Consider the following 21,499-nt stretch of genomic DNA (forward strand, 5'->3'; position numbering starts at 1 on the left):
GGACAAATTATGAACTCAATTGATTTAATTCTTTTTAATTTCCAGGAAATACGAAGAAGAAGTATTAAGATTTGGACATCTATTCCCCAAGATCTTTTACATTGGAAACCCGATAATGAGGCTATGACCATTGTCGAAATAATAAGGCATGTACTAGAAAGTGAACATTATTACCATTTAGCTATCAAAAATCAAGGAAGTCTAGCAGCATTTGATTCTCCTTTCGAGAAACAACCTTTTTCCACTGTAAGAATGGAGATAAACTTTGCAGAACCTTTTAGAAATGAATTCTTAGAGACTATTAAATCATTTTCGGAAGAAGATTTAACAAATATCAAAATTGATCGTTCTGATGCAGGTTACATAAGAAGTTTAGGCGATATGTTACTAAGAGTTGCATACCATGAATCAATTCATACTGGGCAATTGCTAGATTATTTAAGAACTGCAAATATTCCACGAGCAAGTATTTGGGATTAATTTTTCTAACAGGAGTTTTCACTCTTATGGGATAGGCTTTTTAAAAATCATTCCTGATTTCTCAGGAGTTTTCTTATACATTTAATCCTTAAAACACCTTAAACCAATGGTTCTTTAGGTTTTATATAAAACTTCTGTGTCTTGTGTTTTCGATTAATATTTGATCTATTAGCGGTAGAAGTATATCTCTGGTTTAAATTTAATATAGTAAGATAAAAGCTTATTCTTATTAAATCAAAATTCATATATTCTATTATTTTATTAATTTTCATTATATAAATTATTTTCTATCAGAATTTAGATATTCAATATTTGAAAAGGATAAATCATACTCAAAGAAGAAAATTGCTATTACTGTAAATTTACAAGGTAGAAAAACAATTATTAAAATTAGCTTGGAGGATAAACATAATGGAAAAATTGGGTACTTTATATTTTTTCACTGGAAAAATGGGAGCGGGAAAATCCACGAAATCAATACAAATAGCTAGAGAACAACATGCAGTACTGTTATCTGAGGACGAATGGCTTGCTTCTCTTTATCCCAATCAGATCACATCATTTGATGACTATCTGAAATTCTCAGCTCAAATTAAGCCGTTGGTGAAAAAGCATGTCCAAAACATATTAAGTGTTGGGACAAATGTAGTAATGGATTTTCCAGGTAACACTCAAAAACAGCGAAAATGGTGTTTAGATATAGCGTCAGAAGTCAATGCAAACCACCAACTAATCTTTTTGAATTTAAATAATGAGCAATGCTTACGTCAAATTGCCCAAAGGCGTATCGAACAACCTGAAAGAGCAATTTTTGACACAGAAGAGACGTTTAATCATGTTTCTAAATATTTCGAAGCACCAGAGGCATCCGAGGGAATTAATATAATAGAGTTTAGTGGAAAAGAATCATAAGGAGTGCAACCCGGCGGCGCTATAAAACAGAATAATAAAGTAATTAGCTGTATTAATCTGCCGATAAAAACCCTTTTGATTTTTAAATGGCTTAATTGTTATTTTTTTAACCCCGTTCTAAATTCGTACGGGGCATTTTTGCTCGTTCATTTTATAGTAAATAACTTTTCATCCTTATTATTCGAATTACCCCTTTTCCTTGCCCAATTTGCAAGTAGCATTTCATCATCAATCAATAATTAGCAATTCAATATCTCCACGGTCGTCAATACCTCAATTCGTGTTCCTCTCTTAAGCTTAAATAAATTAATTAAATAGAATAACTCCATATATTAAGATGAGAATCAAGAAGTAGCTTAGATTACAATGATGAAAAATCGTGGATTAGTACTGCATATTTGAGTGTATAAATATTTTATAGTGACTGTTCTTTGGTTGAAATTTTGTAATTTGTTACATACTGAAAAATAAGAGTTATTTATAATGAAATTTTTATAAAGGAGAGAAACTATATGCGCAAAGTGACTGTTTTTCTTCTTATTAACACTTTTTTACTTAGTGGATGTTGGGATCAACGTTTGTATAAAGAACTCTCCGTGATATCCGTGATAGGAATAGAAGGACATATTGGAGATATAAAAAGCTACTTTGCATACCCTAGTTCAAATAGTGACCCCACTAAATATATAGTACTTGAAGGAACCGGTAAAACATTGAGAGAAACAAGAATAGATGCTAATAAAAAAACTGAGCAAACAATGGATAATGCTGAATTGACTACTTTATTAGTAAATGAAGAAAGCGCTCAGAAGGATTTATATGCTCTATTAGATGTTTATTATCGCTCAGCTCAAAGTCCGATGAATGCTAAAGTAGTCATTACTAAGGGTTCACCAAAAAAATTTTTGGAAATAAAAGATACTTCGTCTAAGGAAATCGGTGAATACTATTATGATTTGATTACGGCTTTTGAGGACGCAACAATATATCCTAAAACAGATTTGGAGATTGCCGCTAACCTCATGTATAGCGAAGGAAGAGATCTAGGCTTACCCTACTTAATAATTAGCGGTGACCATGGCCTGCCCAAAGGAGAAGGAATGGCTTTATTTAATGGAAAAAAATACACAGGTGAGCATCTGACACTTAGAGAATCTATTTTCGCTATATTATTAGGATATAGGAAAGCAAACTTTGTCGAATTAGCATATATGTGGGATAAAAACGAAAAAAAAGTACAAGTTGGATTTAATATCATCGACTTTAAGAAAAAAAAGAAAATAATGCAGGATGGAGATAATATTAAGGTCCAATATAATATAAACATGCCTATAGTTTTAACAGAATATCCGCCAAACCATTTAGACCAAGAAGATGAAAGAAAAAAACTAGAAAAGTTTATTAAAGGCAAAGTAGAAAAAGACATAGCTAGAATGTTTAAAACGTGCCAAGAAGCATCTTCTGATGTTACAGGCATCGGGGAAGATATCAGAGCCTATCATCCACAGTTATGGAGAGAAGGCAAATGGAAGGATATATATAAAGACCTCAAAATTGAAACAAAAGTAAATGTGGATATCGTCCGTAGTGGAAGTATCAGATAATTTAAAGGAGTTGCAATCATTTTTGATGGAACTCCCTTTTATTTTAACTCTCACTAATCTTATGTGATATTTAATATCCGATTGAGTCGGCTGTCATTATGCCAAGTAATCTCCTGCTTACCATAACAACTTGGCGGAGAATCTACTTAAATAATTCGACAATAATAACAAATGAGATTCTAGAAGGCTCTCATGCTATGTTATCTACTTAGTTGTCGAGCAATATCATGCAAATCCACATGTGATCTTGCACAAAGACATACACTTTCTTCATTCATTCGTTTTGCACTTCCCTGCCATCTTGATAGTTAGACTCATTACTGCAACGGTAATCGTTACAATAACTAATTCAAACAAGGACTCTTACTTTCTAATTACAAAATCTTACGAACTATTCTTTTCCTATTGGATAAGGTTCATTTTTTTATAGCACCCATATATTAAATTGAGGTGATTTTTGAATGAATAATAACTCCATGCAATCTCTTACGAACATGCAAATCATCAATGATGTTATGAAAGCAATTAATGGTGAATATAGTGCTATTTACTGCTATGAGGTATTAGCCAATCAGGCTCCAAATGCTGAGATTAAAAATAGAATACTCGAAATCAGAAATGATGAAATCAGACACTATCATACTTTTTCTCAGATTTATTTTTCTTTAACTGGACGTCAGCCTACTCCAAAAATTACGGAACAATGTCCCACAGATTATAAAAGTGGCGTATTAGCTGCATTTATAGATGAACAGGAAACCGTTGATTTTTATCACACAATCGCGAGGAAATATAATAATACCATCATTAGAAATGCTTTTACAGAAGCCTCTGCTGATGAACAAAATCATGCAGTTTGGTTTTTATATTTCATGAATCATCAATAATTGTGTGGTAGCAAGCTGACTATTGAGTCACCTTGCTACCGCACTAAAGATTTTAGAAATTTAAATATTATTCAAAACATTTTGAAACCCTTTTCTTTTACTAACGTATATCCTAATTAAAAGAGAGGTGAAATAATTAGTGAAAAAAAAAGACAAGCCTAATTTTCATAGTTCTTTTTAGCTTTGTAATTAGCTACATACTTTCTTCAGCATTTGCTAATTACGGTTTAAAGACATCTAATCTAATTACAAGCTTCATTATTCTTATGTTAACTTTCTCTGCAGTTACTCTATTTGAAAAATCCTCGCAATAGCAGGAGAGAGTTAATATAACAATCATTTGGAGTGGATTCTTTTATTGCTTCTTATTTTTGTTTCACTCTTTCCTTTGGCCGTCTTATTACACATCTCTTAACTTTCCAAATTTATTATTTAGAACAGTCACATTTGCTCCCATTCATTTGTTGGCAGTTCCAATATTTATTGCAGCATTTCTGGATTATACTCTTGGAATCCATCAAACCAATGAAAAGGAAAACAACCTCTTGGCTTTTTTATTTGAACATCCATGTAAAACTAACAATACATTGTCATCAGCCGAATATAATAGATACCTAGTTTCGATTAGCTTTTTTGAATTTTCTCTATGTAAGCGATATAAACTCCCCCTCATCACTTTGCATGGCTTAAGACATTCATGCGCTTCTGTTTTATTCGCTGCAGGAGTGGAACTAGGCCATGCTCATATTGAAACTACAAGGAATATCATCACTCACTTGACTTCCGAAATAATCAAAAAAACATTTGATTTTACTCATTAATTATCTAAATGAGACTTCAAAGAAAAGTTTATGTGCCCAAAATGTGCCCACACTTAAAAAGGCGAACAAAAAAGCCCCTGATTTCTCAGGAGCTTTCTTTACAATTCTTAAAACCTTTCTTACCTTTGATACTAAAGGTTTTATTAAGATTCTAACAATAAATCTTCTGGGTTTTCGATTAAGTCTTTTACTGTTTTCAAGAAGCCAACTGATTCTTGACCGTTGATGATGCGGTGATCGTAAGAAAGTGCTACATACATCATTGGACGAATTTGTACTTCGTTGCCAACAGCGATTGGGCGGCTGACAATGTTGTGCATACCAAGGATTGCAACTTGGTCGCCGTTGATGATTGGTGTAGACATTAATGAACCGAATACACCACCGTTTGTGATAGTAAATGAACCACCTTCTAGGTCAGAAAGAGCTAACTTTTTGTTACGCGCTTTTGTTGCTAGTTCAGCGATTGTTGCTTCAATTTCTGCAAAGTTTTTACGGTCTGTATCACGAACGTTTGGAACAACTAATCCATCTGGAGTCGCTACAGCTACGCCGATATCATAGAATTTATTGTAGTGCAATTCGTCGCCGACAATTTTAGCATTTACAGCTGGATATTTTTTAAGAGCAGCTGTTACAGCTTTTGTGAAGAATGACATGAAGCCTAGGCGTGTGCCGTCGTGTGCTTCTTGGAAAGCATCTTTTTTACGTTTGCGAAGCGCCATAACATTTGTCATATCAATTTCGTTAAATGTTGTTAGCATTGCAGTGCTTTGAGAAACTTCTAGTAAACGTTTTGCAGCAGTTTGTTGACGACGAGTCATTTTCACAACTTCTACGCGAGAATCGTCAACATTTTTAGCTGGTGCTGCTTTTGGTGCTTCCGCTGCTTTAGGAGCAGCAGCTGATGCAGTTCCATGAGCTGCTACGTCTTGAACACGTACGCGGCCTTGCGGATCTACTGGTGAAATTTCGCTAAGATTAATGCCTTTTTCACGTGCTAATTTGCGAGCGGCTGGGCTAGCGATTACACGGTCATTTGAAGTTGTTTCTTCCACTATAGGTGCTGCGGCTTGAGGAGCTTCTTGTTTTGGCTCTTCCGCTTTTGGAGCTTCTTCTTGTTTTGGTTCTTCTTTTGGTGCAGGTGCTGCAGCTGCTCCGCCTGCTTCTACTTTAGCAATAACAGCTCCTACTTCTACTACATCGCCTTCTTGAGCCAGGATTTCAGTTAAAACGCCTGCTTCTTCAGAGATGATTTCTGCATTGACTTTATCTGTTTCTAACTCAACGATAAATTCACCTTTATCTACGTGGTCCCCTACTTGCTTAACCCAACGTACGATTTCACCCTCTGTAATTGATTCTGCTAATTCTGGAACAATAATGTCTGCCACTTTCATTTCCTCCTTTGTCTTTTAACGTTGCTTACTTACTTGATAATGCTTCATCAATAACTTTTGCTTGCGCTTCTTTATAAGAATCCGCATCGCCTTCTGCAGGACTTGAATGCGCGTCACGACCAACATACACCACTTTTTGGCCTTTACCAGCTAATTCGCGCATGTATGGATCTGCAAATGACCAAGAACCCATATTTTTTGGCTCTTCTTGCGTCCAAGCAAGCGTTTTGACTTTCGGGAATTTCGCTAGAATTTCTACGATTTCTTCTTCTGGGAATGGATATAATTGTTCTACACGTATTAAGTGCAAGTGCTCATAACCTTCTCCACTACCAATTTTTTCAGCAAGATCAATTGCCATTTTACCAGATGCAAATACGATTTTTTTCACTTTCTCTGCATCTTGGCCTGTTGTATTGTGTTCAATTACTGGGCGGTATTCGCCGTTTGTTAATTCTTCTACATCTGCTCCAACAAGCTGATTGCGCAGAAGTGACTTCGGACTCATCATGATGAGTGGACGAACAGCATCTGTGCCTAATGTTTTAGCTTGGCGTCGCAATAAGTGGAAGTAGTTTGCTGCACTTGAAAGCATTACTACAGTCCAGTTATTTTCAGCTGATGATTGCAAGAAACGTTCTAGACGAGCACTTGTATGCTCTGCCCCTTGGCCTTCAGCTGAATGCGGTAGTGAAATAACAACGCCTGATTTAACACCCCATTTTGAGCGAGTGCTTGAAATAAAGTTATCAAACATGACTTGTGCCATATTCGCAAAGTCACCATATTGTGCTTCCCAAATAGCAAGCGCTTTTTCATTTTCTAAATTGTAGCCATATTCATAAGCAACCATTGCCGCTTCAGATAATGGACTATTGATTGGTGCGAATGATGCTTGTGAACCTGAAATATGGTGCAATGGCACATATTCATTGCCGTTTTGCTCGTCATGTAACACAAGATGACGTTGAGAGAACGTACCGCGTTGTACATCTTGACCAGAAATGCGTACTGGTGTGCCTTCTTGCAGAATTGTACCAAAAGCAAGTGTTTCAGCATGACCCCAGTCAATTTTACCTTTTCCTTGGAATGGATCACGGCGACGGTTTAAAATTTTCCCTAGTTTTTTAAACACATGGAAGTCTTCTGGGAATGTCAGAAGTTCTTCGTTCATTTTTTCAAGACGCTCTTTTTCAACAGCAGTTGCAATGTCTTTTGGTGCGCCATTTTTCACAGCTTCTGGCATTTCAAGGCTTGTTTCGTGGCCTTTGCCCACTTCTTTGACATAATCTAGCGCTGTTTGTAGCTCATCTTTAATATCTTTTTGAAGTTTTGTAACATCTTCTTCTGTCACAATATTTTCAGAAACAAGTTGTTTGCCGTATAAAGCACGAACAGTCTCATGATTATGAACAATATTGTACATTGTTGGATTGGTGATCATTGGTTCATCCATTTCGTTATGGCCATAACGGCGATAACCAATCAAATCAATGACAATATCCTTGCCGAACATTGCACGGTACTCAACTGCAAAACGAGCCACTTGCACGACTGCTTCTGGCGCATCAGCATTGACATGAATAACTGGTACTTCATAACCTTTTGCAGGATCTGATGCATAAACAGTAGAACGTGAATCTTGGCGTTCAGTTGTAAAACCGATCATATTATTTGCAATAATATGCACAGAACCGCCAGTATTAAATTCTAATGTACGAGAGTAGTTTAACGTTTCTGTCACAATGCCTTGCCCCGCAAATGCTGCATCACCGTGCACTAAGATAGCAAGAGATTTAGATTTATCTTGTTCAGGAAGGCCTGGTTTTTCTGTAGCATCTTGTGCTGCTCGTGCTTGACCAGTAACCACAGGACTCACTACTTCTAAGTGAGAAGGATTGTAAGCCATTTTAATAGTAGATCCGTTTGGTGCTTTATATGTTGCACCAAGATGATACTTCACGTCGTTAGACCAGCCTCTTGTTGCTTCTAATGAGCCGTCTTTTGGCAAGAATAACTCGCTTGGTACATGTGCAAAGTCTGCAAGCATCATTTGATAAGGTTTATGCACATTATGTGTTAACACATTTAGGCGACCACGGTGTGCCATACCGATTACTACATCTTTCGTACCGCGATTTTCAGAGCGACGAATGAGTTCATCTATTAGTACAACTAATGAGTCTACTCCTTCAATAGAAAAACGTTTAACGCCGACAAAAGTTTTATGAAGGAATTGTTCGAATCCTTCTACTTTATTTAACATATTTAGAATTTCTTTTTTCTCATCAGCTGAAAGATTGGTTTTTAAAGCGCCATTTTCAACTTTTGATTGAATCCAATTCTTTTCTTCTTTATTTACTACTTGGCTAAATTCATAGGCAATCTTTTCTGTATAGATTGATTTCAAATAATTTATTGCATCTAGCGCATTGTGAACGCTTGCAGGAACGTCTTTTAATAAGATAGAAGCAGGCATATTAATTAGGTCTGCATCTGTCAATCCATATGCATTTGCTTCAATGCGAGAAAAATCTTTTGGTTGGTTGTTTAATGGGTAAAGATCAGCTGCTAAGTGACCGATTTCACGGATGGCTTCTGCATACTGTACGGCAGCCAATACTTTTTCAATATTGCCTGCATCAACAGTTGAAGTTGCAGTTGAATTTGAAGTATTTACAGAAGGTGCACCATATTGTTTGAAAAGTGCTACAAGGTCTTGGTCTACTTCTTCAGGATTTGTCAGATAAAGATCATACATATCCATTACATAGCCAAGGTTAGGACCAGAAAACGCAGCCCACGGCGAACTTGCAAGTGAATCGTTGTTTGACATGAGAATTACCTCCAACTTTTTGCCAAGTGGCAGTTCCATTAATTAAAGTTTTAATTTCAGAAAATCCACTGTATATTTTATCATTCTTCCAGCCAATTCGGTACAGCAAGTTAGATTGGTTTAAAAGAACAATTTTCCTTTCAATCTTACTACTCTTCACAAAAAATTCAATGTTTTTGAGAGAATTGAGCATTTTTTTTCTTGAATGATGTAATAATTACATAAAAGACATCAAATTTGGTTGTTTTCTAACGGGAATGTTATCTGAAATTTAGTTCCCTCCCCTAATTTACTGGAAACAAAAATTTTGCCGCCATATTTATTGACGAGCATATGAACGATACTCAATCCTAAACCTGTGCCGCCCTCTTCTCGAGATCTTGCTTGATCTACACGATAAAATCGCTCAAAGATATAAGGTAAATCAGACTCAGCTATACCAATACCATGGTCTTCGACTTCGATTTTGCAATTTTTCCCTTCAATTGTCAAGCAGACAAAAATTTTGGCATCAAGGTTGCTATAACGAATGGCATTTTGAAGCAGATTTCGGACGATTTGGCCCAATGCATGTTGGGATATCGCTGCATAGACATTTGTAAAGTGATGCTTCACTATTTCAATCTTCACTGATGGATATAAATGTAGCTGTTCTTCAACTATCTCTATTATTGCCTCTTCCACGTTGCAATGAGAATCTTGGGCAACACCCTCACCTCTAGCTAGTTCTAACATTTCTTCTACTAAATCTTTCATTCGCTTAATTTCTATTAAAGAGGTTTCTAAAGATTCCTGTAAAACGGCTGGATCATCTTTCCCCCATCTTTTGATTAATGAAAGATGCCCTTCTACTACTTGAATAGGTGTTCGAAGTTCGTGGGAAGCGTCTTGGACAAATTGCTGTTGTAATAGAAATGTTTGCTCTAATTCTGCCATCATCTTGCGAAAAACTTGAAGCAAATCACCAATCTCATCTTCATAGCTATATTCCATTAGTATAGGCGTACCAAACCCTTCCTCCGCGACATTCAGCATTTCTAATCTTAGCTCATGAAGCGGTCTTAAAAGAAAGTTCGCAAGAAAATGACCAATGTAAAAGGAAATAATTAATGCCCCTAAACCGAGTATGCACATCGCCATTAAAAGATAATTCATCAATGAATGAAAAGAGTCTAAAGGGTGTGTCAATTGTATATACCCCAAAAAAGGCGACATTTGCAATTTACTTGTAGCCACAAAACAATCTATTCCTTCTAATTTTTCCTTTTCTACAATATAGCCTTGTGAGGGTACTTGTTTCTTGATTTCTGGTATTTGATTAATGGTATCGTTAATCCGCAAAATTTCAATGCCATCTTTATTTAAAATACGTACTGTTTGATTTTTATCGATAATTGAATTCATTAATCCACGATTCGAGCGAATTTCATCAATTGTCATGCCACTTCCTTGAGATTCAAAGAAGACTTGTAAATCATCCATTGTCCGATTGACTGATTGATGTTCTTGCGATAATAACCATGTGTGCATGGACCAGTACAACACGGAACAAATAATGGCAAAGCTAATGAAAATCACAACCGCCGAGGTAAGTGCCCACTTAGTTTTCAACGATGTTCTACGGAAAGAGAATAAATTTTTTCTGTTCATTCACGCATCACATACCCTACGCCCCGCACTGTTTCAATATATGTGCTGGCACTGTCAGGAAGTTTCGCTCTTAAATGTCGTATGTAAACGTCTACGACATTTGTCTCCACATCACTTTGATAACCCCAAACGCGCTCCAGTATATGGTCTCTTGTACAAACTCGATTTTTGTTTTCAATAAGAAGGCGCAATAAATCAAACTCTGTTTTGGTGAGCTCAATCATTTTTTCATCTACATATGCTGTATAGGCAGCTTGGTCTATTGTGATATTTTTATATTTTAGCAAGTCTCTACTTTCTGGGGCGGCTGCTGTTCTCCTTAAAATAGAACGTATACGAGCAAGCAACTCTTCGATGGCAAATGGTTTTACAATATAGTCGTCTGCACCTGCATCGAGACCAGCCACCCGGTCCATTACTGCGTCTCTCGCAGTAATAAGTATTATAGGCACCTGGGAATGGCTTCGAATTCTTCTACATACTTCAATGCCATTTAAACCAGGGAGCATGACATCAAGGAGAATCACATCGATTTTCATATTTTCTTCTAGCGCCTTTCGTAAACCTTCACGACCATCAAAGCATGTTGATACACTAAAACCTTCATGAGAAAGCTCCAGTTCTATAAATCTTGCGATATTCTTTTCATCTTCAATTAATAAAATTCGTTTATTCATACATACTGCCACCATTCTTACTAGTTTGAGGTGTCACATAATTTATGACACGAATTGTACGTTTAAACGCTGTTTCGATTGGTACGTTCTATAATCAACAACAAAACTGTTTGTAAAAGTGCTTATTATAGATGGTGGACAAGCTAACGTACTAAGGTTGAATCTCTGGTTTCTTGTATACTCTTCACATAATGATAAGAGTCTTTTCCTGCTACTCTTTTAGCATAGTATAATGCCTGGTCTGCCTGGTCTAGTAACATAGCTACAGTAGAACCATGCTCTGGATAGCAGGCAACCCCAATAGATGAAGTAGGGGAAAAGGTATGTGGTCCTATCATCCAACCAGTATGCAAAATGTCTTGTATACGTCTGATTGTTTGACCAATTTGCTCTTTCCTTTTCATCTCATCTATCGATAAATCAGTTAAGACGATAATAAACTCATCTCCACCTATCCTTGCCACAAGGTCACTGTTTCTTACACTTGAAGAAAGTGCTTCTCCAAAGCTTTTTATAAATTCATCACCTATTTCATGTCCATACGTATCATTAATTTCTTTAAAATTGTCGCCATCAATAAATAATAGAGCTAAAGAGCTTCCTGAACTGTCTGCAATCCGGATGTATTCGGTAACTTTCTCGATTAAATATCTTCTATTAGGAAGCTTCGTCAGGGCATCATGATAAGCTAAATATCGCAGTTGTTCTTCCATTTCTTTTCGTTCTGTTACTTCACGAGCTACTAGAACAGTTTGATATATACCCTTACGTTTTGAATCTCTTACTTTTGTCAATTGTGCTTCAGTCCAAAAGGTACGGCGATCCTTTGAACAAATTTCTAATTCTAGTTTTATACTATCGAATTCTCCATGTTGCGCCAGCTCTTTTTGCATTTTTTCAGCACTACCTTTTGACAGTAGATCCATATAAAACTTTCCTATTAACTCATCTTTCCCATAGCCTAGTTTTGCCTCATGATTAGGTGAAACATACTGAATAATACCCTCATCGCTTGTTATGACGATAAAGTCTTTGGTATGTTCTGTAATAAGCTGAAAAAGCTTTTCAGTATTTTTTAATTTCGTCATTTGCATTTTTTTATTAGATACATCAAAACTTATACCTAAATAATGCTTAATTTCCCCTTGTTCATCTGTGATAGGCACAATCGTTGTATCTAGCCAATAGTTTCTGCCGTACTTGGTTCGATTACACATTTCTCCGCGCCATATAAAACCGCTCGATATTTGGGACCATAATTCTTTATAAAATGCGCGAGATTGTTTTCTCGAGTTCAACATGGCATTGGTATTCCCGATCAACTCCGAAGCAGAATACTCTGTTGTTTGTTCGAAACTGGCATTGACATATTCAATGACCCCCTGCGTGTCAGTAATACATATATTTACTGCAACGTTGAACGTATCAAAGAGGTGCTTCATCATTGATGGGCTTATTTTCAAGCTATTAAAAGCTGCTGTATTACTGGCATTTCCTTCTGAAGTTCCGATTTTTAGTTCTTCAATTTTTGAAGTTGAAGCTAATAGATATGTATCTTTATTGTATTTTATGGGGGTACAAACTGTTTTATTTGTTTGAATTCTGTCATTTTCCAAATAGAAATCATGATAAGCCACTTGATTATGATTAGCGATGGCCTCTTCATAATTTTTCTCTATTAATGGCACAGATACTCGATTAACTATTTCTGTTAAATATTTACCTTCCAGATTATCTGAAAAAAAATCCTTAGCTGCTTGGTTTGTATAAACGTATTGATAACCGTTAACATCCTTTTTCATGAGAAAAACAAGAGACTGGTCTAACTGATACATTGCATAAAATTGTTCTCTTGTAATAAATGCTTCTTGCATCATGCATTTTCCCTCCTCATCAAACATCAATCGCCAAATAATGTCTTGTGTTTTTCCTTCGCTTCATGACTAAGTTTTTGGTAGGCGAGCTGTTCTACTGTCTCTTCTTTGCTTTCAAATGAATATTGAGCGCCCTCAGACTTTAACGTATATAATGCAGTAATCGTTGCGTTACCTATTAATCTCAAATTATATTGCTCATCTTGTTTTATACCGACCATACATTTGACGAACCCACCTGGATTCATGACAGTAATTTTTTCTTTGGATGTATAATTCAGTAGGCGAGATACTAATGCAGAAGCAGTCATAGCCGTGCCGCAAGCATTTGTAAAGCCTACTCCCCTTTCAAAAGTGCGTACATATATCTCGTCAGGTCCCATTGTATATACATAACTCACATTTACGCCATCTGGACAAATACTATTTGGGCCATTTAAAAAGGATGCCACTTTCTCTTGATGTGACGAAGTGGCTATTAAATCTTTTGGAACAAAAGAAATTAAATGTGGATTCGGCACTGAAATGGCAGTAAATTGTAGCTGCTCATCAAGTTCAACATTGATCTCATTAATAAGAGTTGTTTTATTTTCATATTTCATTGGAAGTGAAGTGAGTTCGAAGGAAACAGGTGAAATTTCAACACTGTAAGTAGGAATACCTTCCGCTAAAGGCTGTTCTTTTGCAACATGTAAAATAGCTTTCATCGTTTCAATTTGGGCTTCCAAGAGATTATGTTTTTCTAATACATAGCGTGCAACACATCGAAGTCCATTGCCGCACATCGATGCTTCTGTGCCATCTGCGTTAAATACTCTCATTTTGGCTAATGCGATAGAAGATGGCGACACAACGAGCAGTCCATCTGCGCCATCTTCTATATCTTTGTCGCAAAGCCATATGGCTAAATTTGCCCAATCCAGTTCTTTCTCATTTTTAGTTTCATATAAATAAAAAGTATTTCCTGAACCGTGGACTTTTTGAATGTCTAAAATCATATTTGGTCCCCTCTTTTCGTGTAAGTCTAATATGTAATTGTACAAGCAGCCATAGGACACTAATACATCATTATTTGTACTTTTATAAACATAATTGAATGCCCAAATTTCAATGAATAATTCTTGCAAAATCCTTAAGCAAGAGCTACATTATAGAAATAATCAGTAAAAACATAGGGCATTATAGTAAAAACTATCTATTCTTAACTCTATATTATACGCAATTTATATTAATTTTCCATAATTAAGTGAATATTAAAGAAAATAAGGGAATAACACTATACTTTTCATCCAATATTATGTTTCCCTCCAGCAAAAAAACGGTGTTCACAATTATCATTCTTTGTTCAAATTTTTTATTAAAAACTGTATTTTTTTCTTTGCAATTTGCGCAAATCTTAGTATAGTTAAAGAGCAAAATAATTTCATAAATGAGTCTATAATATATAGAATCAATAGGGAAGGCAAATGGTGCGCCACCAGTGATCGCTGGTTCTAGTGGGTTCGATTCCCACCCCGAAATTTTTTATGCAACATTAAATGAAAAATTTCGTTGGGGCTAGAACTGGGTTTTCGATGTTCACCCCCAAAAGGAGGCGTTCAATATGATTAAGCGACGTGAATTACAAGAATGTAATGAGCTTTTTGAGTTGTTAAGTCACCCATCTGTCTTCCCTTTTGTTCGTCAAAAGGCTAAGACAGCCGATGAATTCTGGTTTATGACAAACCAGCTTATGGAAGATGAAGAAAACGGTAAAGTAGTTTCTCGCACGATTTTAGACGATTGGGGCCAACCAATTGGCAGTATTACCTTGTATGATGTGCAAGACGGCGCAGGCTTCTTAGGAACATGGATTGGCGTACCTTATCAAGGTAAAGGCTATAATCAAAAGGCGAAAGAATTGTTTTTAGAAGAGTTATTTTTTGAACTCGATTTTCAATGTGTGTTCTTAAAAATCCGCAAAGAAAATACTAAATCAATTCGTGCTGCATTAAAGCTAGGTTATGCTGTAGATGCTAAAGAAAGCCACCCATCTCTATATAAGGAAATTAATCAAGGCGAGAAACAATTTGAGTTATTCAAAATCCAAAAGGATACCTTTTATTTATATATGGCTACCCGAAATGGCGAGTCCACAGAACAAGCCATGTAAATTACCGGTATTGCCAACAAAAGCCCCTCTATTCTATATAGAATGAGGGGCTTTTAATATTACTACAGAAATTATTCCTTTGAACTGCCTTGCCTGAGTATCTTATTCCGTTTTTGCATATTGAAGTATCAGATCCACCATTTCATCTGGTGTTTTTGGAGATTCTGCTTCCTGCATATTTTTGATTAGCGAATCACTATGTTTTTCTAACAATTGAAGCGCTTTTAAGAAGCTTTGTTGATTGACCTCTTCTTCTTGCAGTACTTCGGCTAATCCTTGTTCAAAGAACAGTTTGGCATTTAAAATCTGATCACCGCGAGATTTTTCTAAAGAAAGAGGGATTAATAGCATCGGTTTTTGAAGTGCTAAAAATTCAAAGATAGAGTTAGACCCTGCTCTAGATACTACATAATCAGTTGCATGCAGTAAATCTGGCAATTCAGTTGTTACATATTCAAATTGTTTATAAGATGGCAGGTCAACTAGTGCTGTATCGATATGCCCCTTCCCACATAGATGGATGATATTGTACTTCTTTAGAAGTCCCACTAAATTGGCACGAACCGCATCATTAATGAACTTAGAGCCTTGGCTCCCCCCCATGATCATGATGGTCTCTTTATCTGCCCCAAACCCACATAATTGTAGGCCCCTCTCCTTGCTCCCTTCAAATAAAGCAGGACGAATGATAGAACCTGTACATGCCGATTTCTCTGCAGGTAAATGTTTTAACGTTTGTTTGAAAACAGTGAAGATATGTGAAGCGAATGGCAAAGCCAATTTATTGGCAAGGCCTGGTGTTACGTCAGATTCATGTGCGATAACTGGAATGCCTGACATTTTGGCCGCCATCACAACTGGCACCGACACGAAACCGCCTTTTGAAAATACTACTACTGGCTTTACGCGCCTCATAATAGACAAGGCCTGCGAAATCCCTGCTAAGACACGGAAAGGATCCGTAAAGTTTTTCATAGAGAAATAGCGTCTTAATTTACCGCTAGATATCGGATGATAAGGCAAGTTGGGAAATGCCTGGCCGATAATCTCTTTTTCTATCCCTTCTTTTGAACCTATATAGTGAACCTCATAGCCTTTTTCTAGAAAAGATGGTATGATTGCTTGATTGAGCGAGACGTGGCCTGCTGTGCCCCCGCCCGTTAAAATTACTGTTTGATTTGTCATTTTAAATCTCCTTAAAGTAAATCAACGTCTTATTATCCCTTTTAGAAACATTCATATTCAATGGAGTTGAACAAAATGCATGAAACAACAAAAGTAGGCACGAAATGGAAGAAAATGTCGACCATCGTGCTGCCAATTTTAATTACCCAAGTGGCATTATACCTCATGTCATTTTTTGATGTATTGATGTCTGGTAAATACAGTACACAAGATTTAGCTGGCGTATCAATTGGTTCTTCTATTTGGCTTCCTGTTTATACTGGTTTATCAGGCATCTTAACATCAATCACACCTATTGTAGCACAATTTGTAGGTGCAAAAAGAGAGAAAGAAGCATCTGCTACTGTTAAACAAGGTTTTTATGTAGCGATTCTGTTAGCCATCATTATCTTTACTGGATTAACGCTTAGCTTGAAACCATTATTGAAAGGCATGTCGCTTGAGCCAGATGTTTACCGTGTGGCCTACCATTATTTAATCGCCATGTGCTTTGGTTTATTGCCACTATTCATTTACAGTGTATTGCGATGCTTCATTGATGCACTCGGCCAAACGAGGGTTAGCATGTTAATTACATTGATGGCAGCACCCATCAATATTGTTTTTAACTATTTATTCATATTCGGACATTTAGGATTCCCCGAATTGGGTGGTGTTGGTTCTGGTGTAGCATCTGCCATTACCTATTGGCTAATCTGTGGTGCTGCCATCATTATTACAATGAAAAAGACACCGTTTGCAGATTTTTCACTTTTTTCAAAATTACCTAGACCAAATCCAACCAAAGCGTTTGAAATTGTTAAGCTTGGCTTGCCGATTGGTTTAGCTATATTTGCAGAAAGCAGTATCTTTTCTGTCGTCACAATGATGATGAGCAAATATAGTACAGAAGTGATCGGCGCACACCAAATTGCAATGAACTTCGCCAGTCTTCTTTATATGATTCCGCTCAGTATCTCGATGGGTGCGACCATCTTAGTTGGATTTGAAGCAGGCGCCAAGAGATTTCAAGATGCCAAAACATATAGTCGTTTATGTACAATCACTGCGGTTACTTTTTGTATGATTTCTCTTACTGTTTTACTTATATTCAAAGGTCATATAGCTAGCGTGTACAGCAATGATGTGCAAGTGGTAAGACTTGCTGGCCATTTCTTAACATATGCTGCTTTCTTCCAGCTTTCAGACGCCATCCAAGCGCCAATCCAAGGCGCACTGCGAGGATATAAAGATGTCACCATTACATTCATTATGGCACTTGTCTCTTATTGGATCATCGGCTTGCCTGTCGGTATATTACTAGCAAATATGACCAACCTTGGCCCTTATGGTTACTGGATTGGTTTGATTGCAGGGCTGGCAATGGGTGCTGTCACATTAAGTATTCGGCTTCGGTTTGTACAGCGTAAGATGGAAAACGCACAAGTTTTATAGCTATATTAAAAAAAGGGAGTTCCAATAAGACGGGAACTCCCTTTTTAATTATCTAATACTTCCACTACGCACGATTTTAACATCTACCTTTGTTTCTATTTTGATGTCTTTATATATTTCTTTCCATTTTCCGTCTTTCCATAAATTTGGATAATAGGCTCGTATATCCTCTCCGATTCCAACTACATCAGACGACGCTTCTTGGCTTTTTTTAAACATCCTAGCTATATCCTTCTCAACTCTACCTTCAATAAATTTCTCTAATTCTTTTCTTCTTTTAGTTCGATCTAAATGATCTGGAGGATATTCCGTCATTACAATAGGCATATAAATGTTATATTTAACCTTTATGTTATTCCCACTCCGCGTTACTTTCATTTTCTTCTTAAAACGGATAGCATTAAATCCAACAGATATATTTTTTCCGTTTTTACGCATCAGATATGCTAACTCAACAATATCTGATTTCTTATAGCCTATTAGTGTCGCAAAAGTGGATTCTCTTAGCGTTAGATGCTCACCCGTATAATTTTTACCATTAAATAATGCAATTCCTTCTCCTTCAGGCAGCCCTTTATCACCACTAGTTTTTAAGTACGGTAATGCAAGATCTCTACCTTCACTAAACATCTGATTTGCTGCAATTTCTAAATTTGTTACGGGATATATTGAGGATTTTTCATAAGACTGTATAAAGTCTAAATAATACTCACCAATCTCTTTCGGGAAGTTTTCTTTAAGTTCCAAAAACTTTTTTGTCGATCCATCAGTAATCACAACTTTAGCTGTCATAGGACTCTCAGCAGATCGATAATATACATCTAAAAGAGAATATAAATCCTTCTTAGCAGTTTCTTCACTAACTAATATGGTAGTCAATTCCGCTATATCCATTGTTTGCTCAGTTTTTTTATTCGCATTAATCCTCACTTCTCTCGCTGTTTTGCCCACGCCCTCAAGCACTATATATTTTGTAGGGTCATCACTCGAGCTAGGATATGCATAAAAGGCTTTTAAATCTCCAACGGTTCCATCTACGCCTACTACAGAAATAACAGAGAGCTCTTTGTACAAACGTTGATCCCAACATCCGCTAAGGAATACAGAGCTTAAAAGAAGAAAAACAATTATTTTGCGCATTTTGTTTCCCTCCTTTTATTTTTCCAAATGATGAATGCCGGTAAAATAACAGTAAAAGGAATATAGATATATTGAAAATGAGCTCTTAAAAATTCTACAGATCGTATATTCAAAAAAGCTATACTGCTGAAAAATATTAAGAGGTGTAATACAACCATGGGGATTTTTTTATGTTTTCGCTCCTTTTGAAAATAAGCTATACGAATATTAAATACAATCAAGCTGAATGAGATAAGACTCCAGCCTAGCCACATATAAAGGAAGAAAATATCTAGTCTCTTAACAAATGTAACTTCAATGGACTTTAAAATATATAAGGTGGGCTCTGTGATGTATGGCAATGAAGCTGGCGCAAAATACATTTTAACAACCAACATCAAAAAACCAGAAAACACAGTTATGATGGTTTGATAAATAAGTATATCTTTGAAGCGCATTTTATCTTCAGTCAATACATATTTCCTTAATACTAAATAACCTTCTAAACCAGTAAACGAAGCTAACCCATAAAGCATCCCCATAATCCATTCGTGCCCTGAACTTTTACCAATCGGAAACAGTTGACTCACCCTTAATTCAGGTACAGCAAATAATAGAAAGAATACAAATACAAAGACGAAAGGAATAATGAAAACTGGCATATTTACAGCGGTTGATGGCCGACTGACACTAATGTAATAAGAAACTAAAAGCATCAGCAACAAGGTAACATAATTTGGGGTATTCCCAAGAACCCAAATATTTAAAGTATATTGAATATATACTAATGATAAAATTAATAAAATAAACCAACTGAAAATATAAATCCAACGTGTAATTTTTCCTAACTCGAAGTATTTATAACATTTTTCGTATACACATAATTGTAGAAAAACAAAGGCAGCTGCAATAAAGAACATAATCCAAGCATCACGTCCACCAGCATTAAGAAGCGCTTCTGAATAAGCAATAAAGATTATTCCAGTCGTTCTAAAAAAGAGCATTACAAATAATTGGACTTTTGTTATAGTAAAATTCATAGTTTCTTCCCTTTCGGATCAAAACTGCTTGGCTGTGTACCTGACGTTGTGTGTTTCCCACGAAATAGGATTTGTTTCGTTTTCTTTGGATCAAATGGAACAATTGGATAAATGTATGGTGATTTCAAAGAGCCTAAGTTGCATAAATGTACGCCTAGTATTAGGGCTCCAATTAATATACCAAAGAATCCTAATAATGCTGCTGCAAACATAAACGGAAAGCGCAGCACACGGACTGAGGTATTAAGTTCAACCGACGGTGCGACATAACTAGAAATCGCAGTTAATGCAACAACAATAACAACCATATTGGAAACCAACCCTGCATTGATGATGACATCTCCGACAACCAAACCACCAACAATGCCGATTGTTTGAACTAAAGCTTGAGGTAAGCGTACACTAGCCTCTCGAATTAACTCAATGATAATTTCAACAATTAAAGCTTCAAATATAGGCCTATAGGGTATTTCACTGATATCTAATTTTAATTTTTTACTTAATTCAATGGGCAGGACTTCATAATGAAAACTGACGATTGCTATATAGAAGGCAGGCAAAAAAATAGCTGTGATAAAACTAAAAACCCGAACCATTCTATAAAAGGAACCTACGATTACACGACTATTAAAATCATCAGGCGATTGATAAAATGAAAATAATGTGACAGGTGTAACATAAGCAGTTGGTGAAAAATCGGACATCATCACAATTTTCCCTTCTGTAAGATTAGCAAATACTCTGTCAGGCCTTTCAGTATTCATTATTTGCGGAAAAGGTGACATCGGATTATCTTCAATAAAATCATTCAATTGGCCTGAAGCATATAATCCATCTATTTTATCTTTCATATTATTGAGTCTTCGCTCTAAATCTGCTAGGTTTTCCTGGTTAGCAAAACGAGCTAAATACATATAATAAACATCCGCTTTGTTGTCTGTACCAACAGTGATCTTCTTTACAATTAAATCAGGTACTCGCATCCTTTTACGAATAAGCCCTAAGTTTACGTCAGTATCTTCTATAAACCCTTCATGGGCACCACGTAAGATGGCTTCATTTGTCGGTTCATCAGGAGAACGATGAGGCAAGTTAGGCATGGTGAAACGAACCATTTGTTGAGAATTTAATAAAAGGAGCACAGTATATCCCTGACAGACATATTCAACTAATGTTTCTAGATTATATGCTTCTTTTTGAGAAGCGGTTGTTGCATCCCAATCTTTTTCGTTAAAAGCTGTCTGTACTTTCAACACATTCACTATATCTTGTACATCTTTTTTATTCGCCATTGAACTGTAATAGCAAAGAATTGCATATTGATCTTTTGGAAACGAGATTTCTCTTGCTATAAAATCAACTGAATTATAAAAAGTTGCTTTTAATTTTTCAACCATCGATTCTAGCTGGAGCATTTCATACCTCCTC

Annotated in this window: 16 protein-coding genes; 6 read left to right on the top strand and 10 right to left on the bottom strand. The window is 36.2% G+C overall.

Annotated features, from left to right (window positions below; all coding sequences use genetic code 11):
* Positions 1-9 precede the first annotated feature (9 nt).
* From M2M59_RS09210 to M2M59_RS09225, 4 genes are all read left to right on the top strand, one after another.
* Positions 10-480 (top strand): DinB family protein, encoded by a 471-nt coding sequence (locus M2M59_RS09210; RefSeq protein WP_249774401.1) that lies wholly within the window; start codon positions 10-12, stop codon positions 478-480.
* Between the two features lie 411 nt (positions 481-891).
* On the top strand, positions 892-1,392 hold the full coding sequence (locus M2M59_RS09215; protein WP_249774402.1) for a P-loop nucleotide/nucleoside kinase family protein: 501 nt from the start codon (positions 892-894) through the stop codon (positions 1,390-1,392).
* A 512-nt stretch (positions 1,393-1,904) separates the two neighbouring features.
* Positions 1,905-2,996, top strand: a complete 1,092-nt coding sequence (locus M2M59_RS09220; RefSeq protein ID WP_256467858.1) for a Ger(x)C family spore germination protein — start codon at positions 1,905-1,907, stop codon at positions 2,994-2,996.
* Positions 2,997-3,457: 461 nt separating this feature from the next.
* The gene (locus M2M59_RS09225; protein ID WP_249774404.1) at positions 3,458-3,883 is read left to right on the top strand and encodes a ferritin-like domain-containing protein; all 426 of its coding nucleotides are present in this window, start codon (positions 3,458-3,460) and stop codon (positions 3,881-3,883) included.
* A 964-nt stretch (positions 3,884-4,847) separates the two neighbouring features.
* Here M2M59_RS09225 and odhB read toward each other — a convergent pair.
* From odhB to dapF, 6 genes are all read right to left on the bottom strand, one after another.
* Positions 4,848-6,098 (bottom strand): 2-oxoglutarate dehydrogenase complex dihydrolipoyllysine-residue succinyltransferase, encoded by a 1,251-nt coding sequence (gene odhB, locus M2M59_RS09230; RefSeq protein ID WP_249774405.1) that lies wholly within the window; start codon positions 6,096-6,098, stop codon positions 4,848-4,850.
* Positions 6,099-6,129: 31 nt separating this feature from the next.
* Positions 6,130-8,940 carry a 2-oxoglutarate dehydrogenase E1 component gene (locus tag M2M59_RS09235; RefSeq protein ID WP_249774406.1) on the bottom strand — a complete coding sequence of 937 codons (2,811 nt, stop codon included), beginning with the start codon at positions 8,938-8,940 and terminating at the stop codon, positions 6,130-6,132.
* Positions 8,941-9,171: 231 nt separating this feature from the next.
* On the bottom strand, positions 9,172-10,590 hold the full coding sequence (locus M2M59_RS09240; protein ID WP_249774407.1) for a HAMP domain-containing sensor histidine kinase: 1,419 nt from the start codon (positions 10,588-10,590) through the stop codon (positions 9,172-9,174).
* A complete protein-coding gene (locus M2M59_RS09245; protein WP_147196892.1) occupies positions 10,587-11,267 on the bottom strand; it encodes a response regulator transcription factor in 681 nt (226 codons plus the stop codon). The genes M2M59_RS09240 and M2M59_RS09245 overlap by 4 nt, the downstream gene beginning before the upstream one ends.
* 143 nt (positions 11,268-11,410) lie before the next feature.
* Positions 11,411-13,144, bottom strand: coding sequence for a sensor domain-containing diguanylate cyclase (locus M2M59_RS09250; protein WP_249774408.1), 1,734 nt, complete (start codon positions 13,142-13,144; stop codon positions 11,411-11,413).
* Positions 13,145-13,167: 23 nt separating this feature from the next.
* Entirely contained in the window at positions 13,168-14,139 is a 972-nt protein-coding gene (dapF, locus tag M2M59_RS09255) for a diaminopimelate epimerase (RefSeq protein WP_249774409.1), read from the bottom strand.
* 605 nt (positions 14,140-14,744) lie between these two features.
* On the opposite strand from dapF, the gene M2M59_RS09260 reads away from it, so the two are divergent.
* Positions 14,745-15,293 carry a GNAT family N-acetyltransferase gene (locus M2M59_RS09260; protein WP_066787918.1) on the top strand — a complete coding sequence of 183 codons (549 nt, stop codon included), beginning with the start codon at positions 14,745-14,747 and terminating at the stop codon, positions 15,291-15,293.
* Between the two features lie 102 nt (positions 15,294-15,395).
* Here the strand turns inward: M2M59_RS09260 and M2M59_RS09265 are convergent, their stop codons facing one another.
* Complete coding sequence (locus tag M2M59_RS09265) at positions 15,396-16,478, bottom strand: undecaprenyldiphospho-muramoylpentapeptide beta-N-acetylglucosaminyltransferase (protein WP_147196886.1); 1,083 nt, start codon at positions 16,476-16,478, stop codon at positions 15,396-15,398.
* Between the two features lie 75 nt (positions 16,479-16,553).
* Here M2M59_RS09265 and M2M59_RS09270 point away from each other — a divergent pair, with 75 nt between their 5' ends.
* A complete protein-coding gene (locus M2M59_RS09270) occupies positions 16,554-17,912 on the top strand; it encodes an MATE family efflux transporter (RefSeq protein WP_249774410.1) in 1,359 nt (452 codons plus the stop codon).
* Positions 17,913-17,960: 48 nt separating this feature from the next.
* Here the strand turns inward: M2M59_RS09270 and M2M59_RS09275 are convergent, their stop codons facing one another.
* Genes M2M59_RS09275 through M2M59_RS09285 form a run of 3 tightly spaced genes read right to left on the bottom strand, consistent with a single transcriptional unit; the run spans position 17,961 to position 21,486 of the window.
* Complete coding sequence (locus M2M59_RS09275; RefSeq protein ID WP_249774411.1) at positions 17,961-19,052, bottom strand: Ger(x)C family spore germination protein; 1,092 nt, start codon at positions 19,050-19,052, stop codon at positions 17,961-17,963.
* Entirely contained in the window at positions 19,040-20,071 is a 1,032-nt protein-coding gene (locus tag M2M59_RS09280; protein WP_249774412.1) for a GerAB/ArcD/ProY family transporter, read from the bottom strand. The genes M2M59_RS09275 and M2M59_RS09280 overlap by 13 nt, the downstream gene beginning before the upstream one ends.
* Positions 20,068-21,486 carry a spore germination protein gene (locus M2M59_RS09285; RefSeq protein ID WP_249774413.1) on the bottom strand — a complete coding sequence of 473 codons (1,419 nt, stop codon included), beginning with the start codon at positions 21,484-21,486 and terminating at the stop codon, positions 20,068-20,070. Before M2M59_RS09285 ends, M2M59_RS09280 begins: the two co-directional genes overlap by 4 nt.
* Positions 21,487-21,499 lie beyond the last annotated feature (13 nt).

It is taken from the genome of Rummeliibacillus sp. G93 (assembly GCF_023515935.1).
Classification (GTDB): domain Bacteria; phylum Bacillota; class Bacilli; order Bacillales_A; family Planococcaceae; genus Rummeliibacillus; species Rummeliibacillus stabekisii.

Bases quoted from the DNA above. Each gene is read 5' to 3' on its own strand.
- M2M59_RS09225 (WP_249774404.1), top strand. From the start codon at position 3,458: ATGAATAATAACTCCATGCAATCTCTTACGAACATGCAAATCATCAAT.
- M2M59_RS09250 (WP_249774408.1), bottom strand. From the start codon at position 13,144: ATGATGCAAGAAGCATTTATTACAAGAGAACAATTTTATGCAATGTAT.
- M2M59_RS09235 (WP_249774406.1), bottom strand. From the start codon at position 8,940: ATGTCAAACAACGATTCACTTGCAAGTTCGCCGTGGGCTGCGTTTTCT.
- M2M59_RS09245 (WP_147196892.1), bottom strand. From the start codon at position 11,267: ATGAATAAACGAATTTTATTAATTGAAGATGAAAAGAATATCGCAAGA.
- M2M59_RS09240 (WP_249774407.1), bottom strand. From the start codon at position 10,590: ATGAACAGAAAAAATTTATTCTCTTTCCGTAGAACATCGTTGAAAACT.
- M2M59_RS09210 (WP_249774401.1), top strand. From the start codon at position 10: ATGAACTCAATTGATTTAATTCTTTTTAATTTCCAGGAAATACGAAGA.
- M2M59_RS09285 (WP_249774413.1), bottom strand. From the start codon at position 21,486: ATGCTCCAGCTAGAATCGATGGTTGAAAAATTAAAAGCAACTTTTTAT.
- M2M59_RS09215 (WP_249774402.1), top strand. From the start codon at position 892: ATGGAAAAATTGGGTACTTTATATTTTTTCACTGGAAAAATGGGAGCG.
- M2M59_RS09270 (WP_249774410.1), top strand. From the start codon at position 16,554: ATGCATGAAACAACAAAAGTAGGCACGAAATGGAAGAAAATGTCGACC.
- M2M59_RS09280 (WP_249774412.1), bottom strand. From the start codon at position 20,071: ATGAATTTTACTATAACAAAAGTCCAATTATTTGTAATGCTCTTTTTT.
- M2M59_RS09260 (WP_066787918.1), top strand. From the start codon at position 14,745: ATGATTAAGCGACGTGAATTACAAGAATGTAATGAGCTTTTTGAGTTG.
- dapF (WP_249774409.1), bottom strand. From the start codon at position 14,139: ATGATTTTAGACATTCAAAAAGTCCACGGTTCAGGAAATACTTTTTAT.
- M2M59_RS09220 (WP_256467858.1), top strand. From the start codon at position 1,905: ATGCGCAAAGTGACTGTTTTTCTTCTTATTAACACTTTTTTACTTAGT.
- M2M59_RS09275 (WP_249774411.1), bottom strand. From the start codon at position 19,052: ATGCGCAAAATAATTGTTTTTCTTCTTTTAAGCTCTGTATTCCTTAGC.
- M2M59_RS09265 (WP_147196886.1), bottom strand. From the start codon at position 16,478: ATGACAAATCAAACAGTAATTTTAACGGGCGGGGGCACAGCAGGCCAC.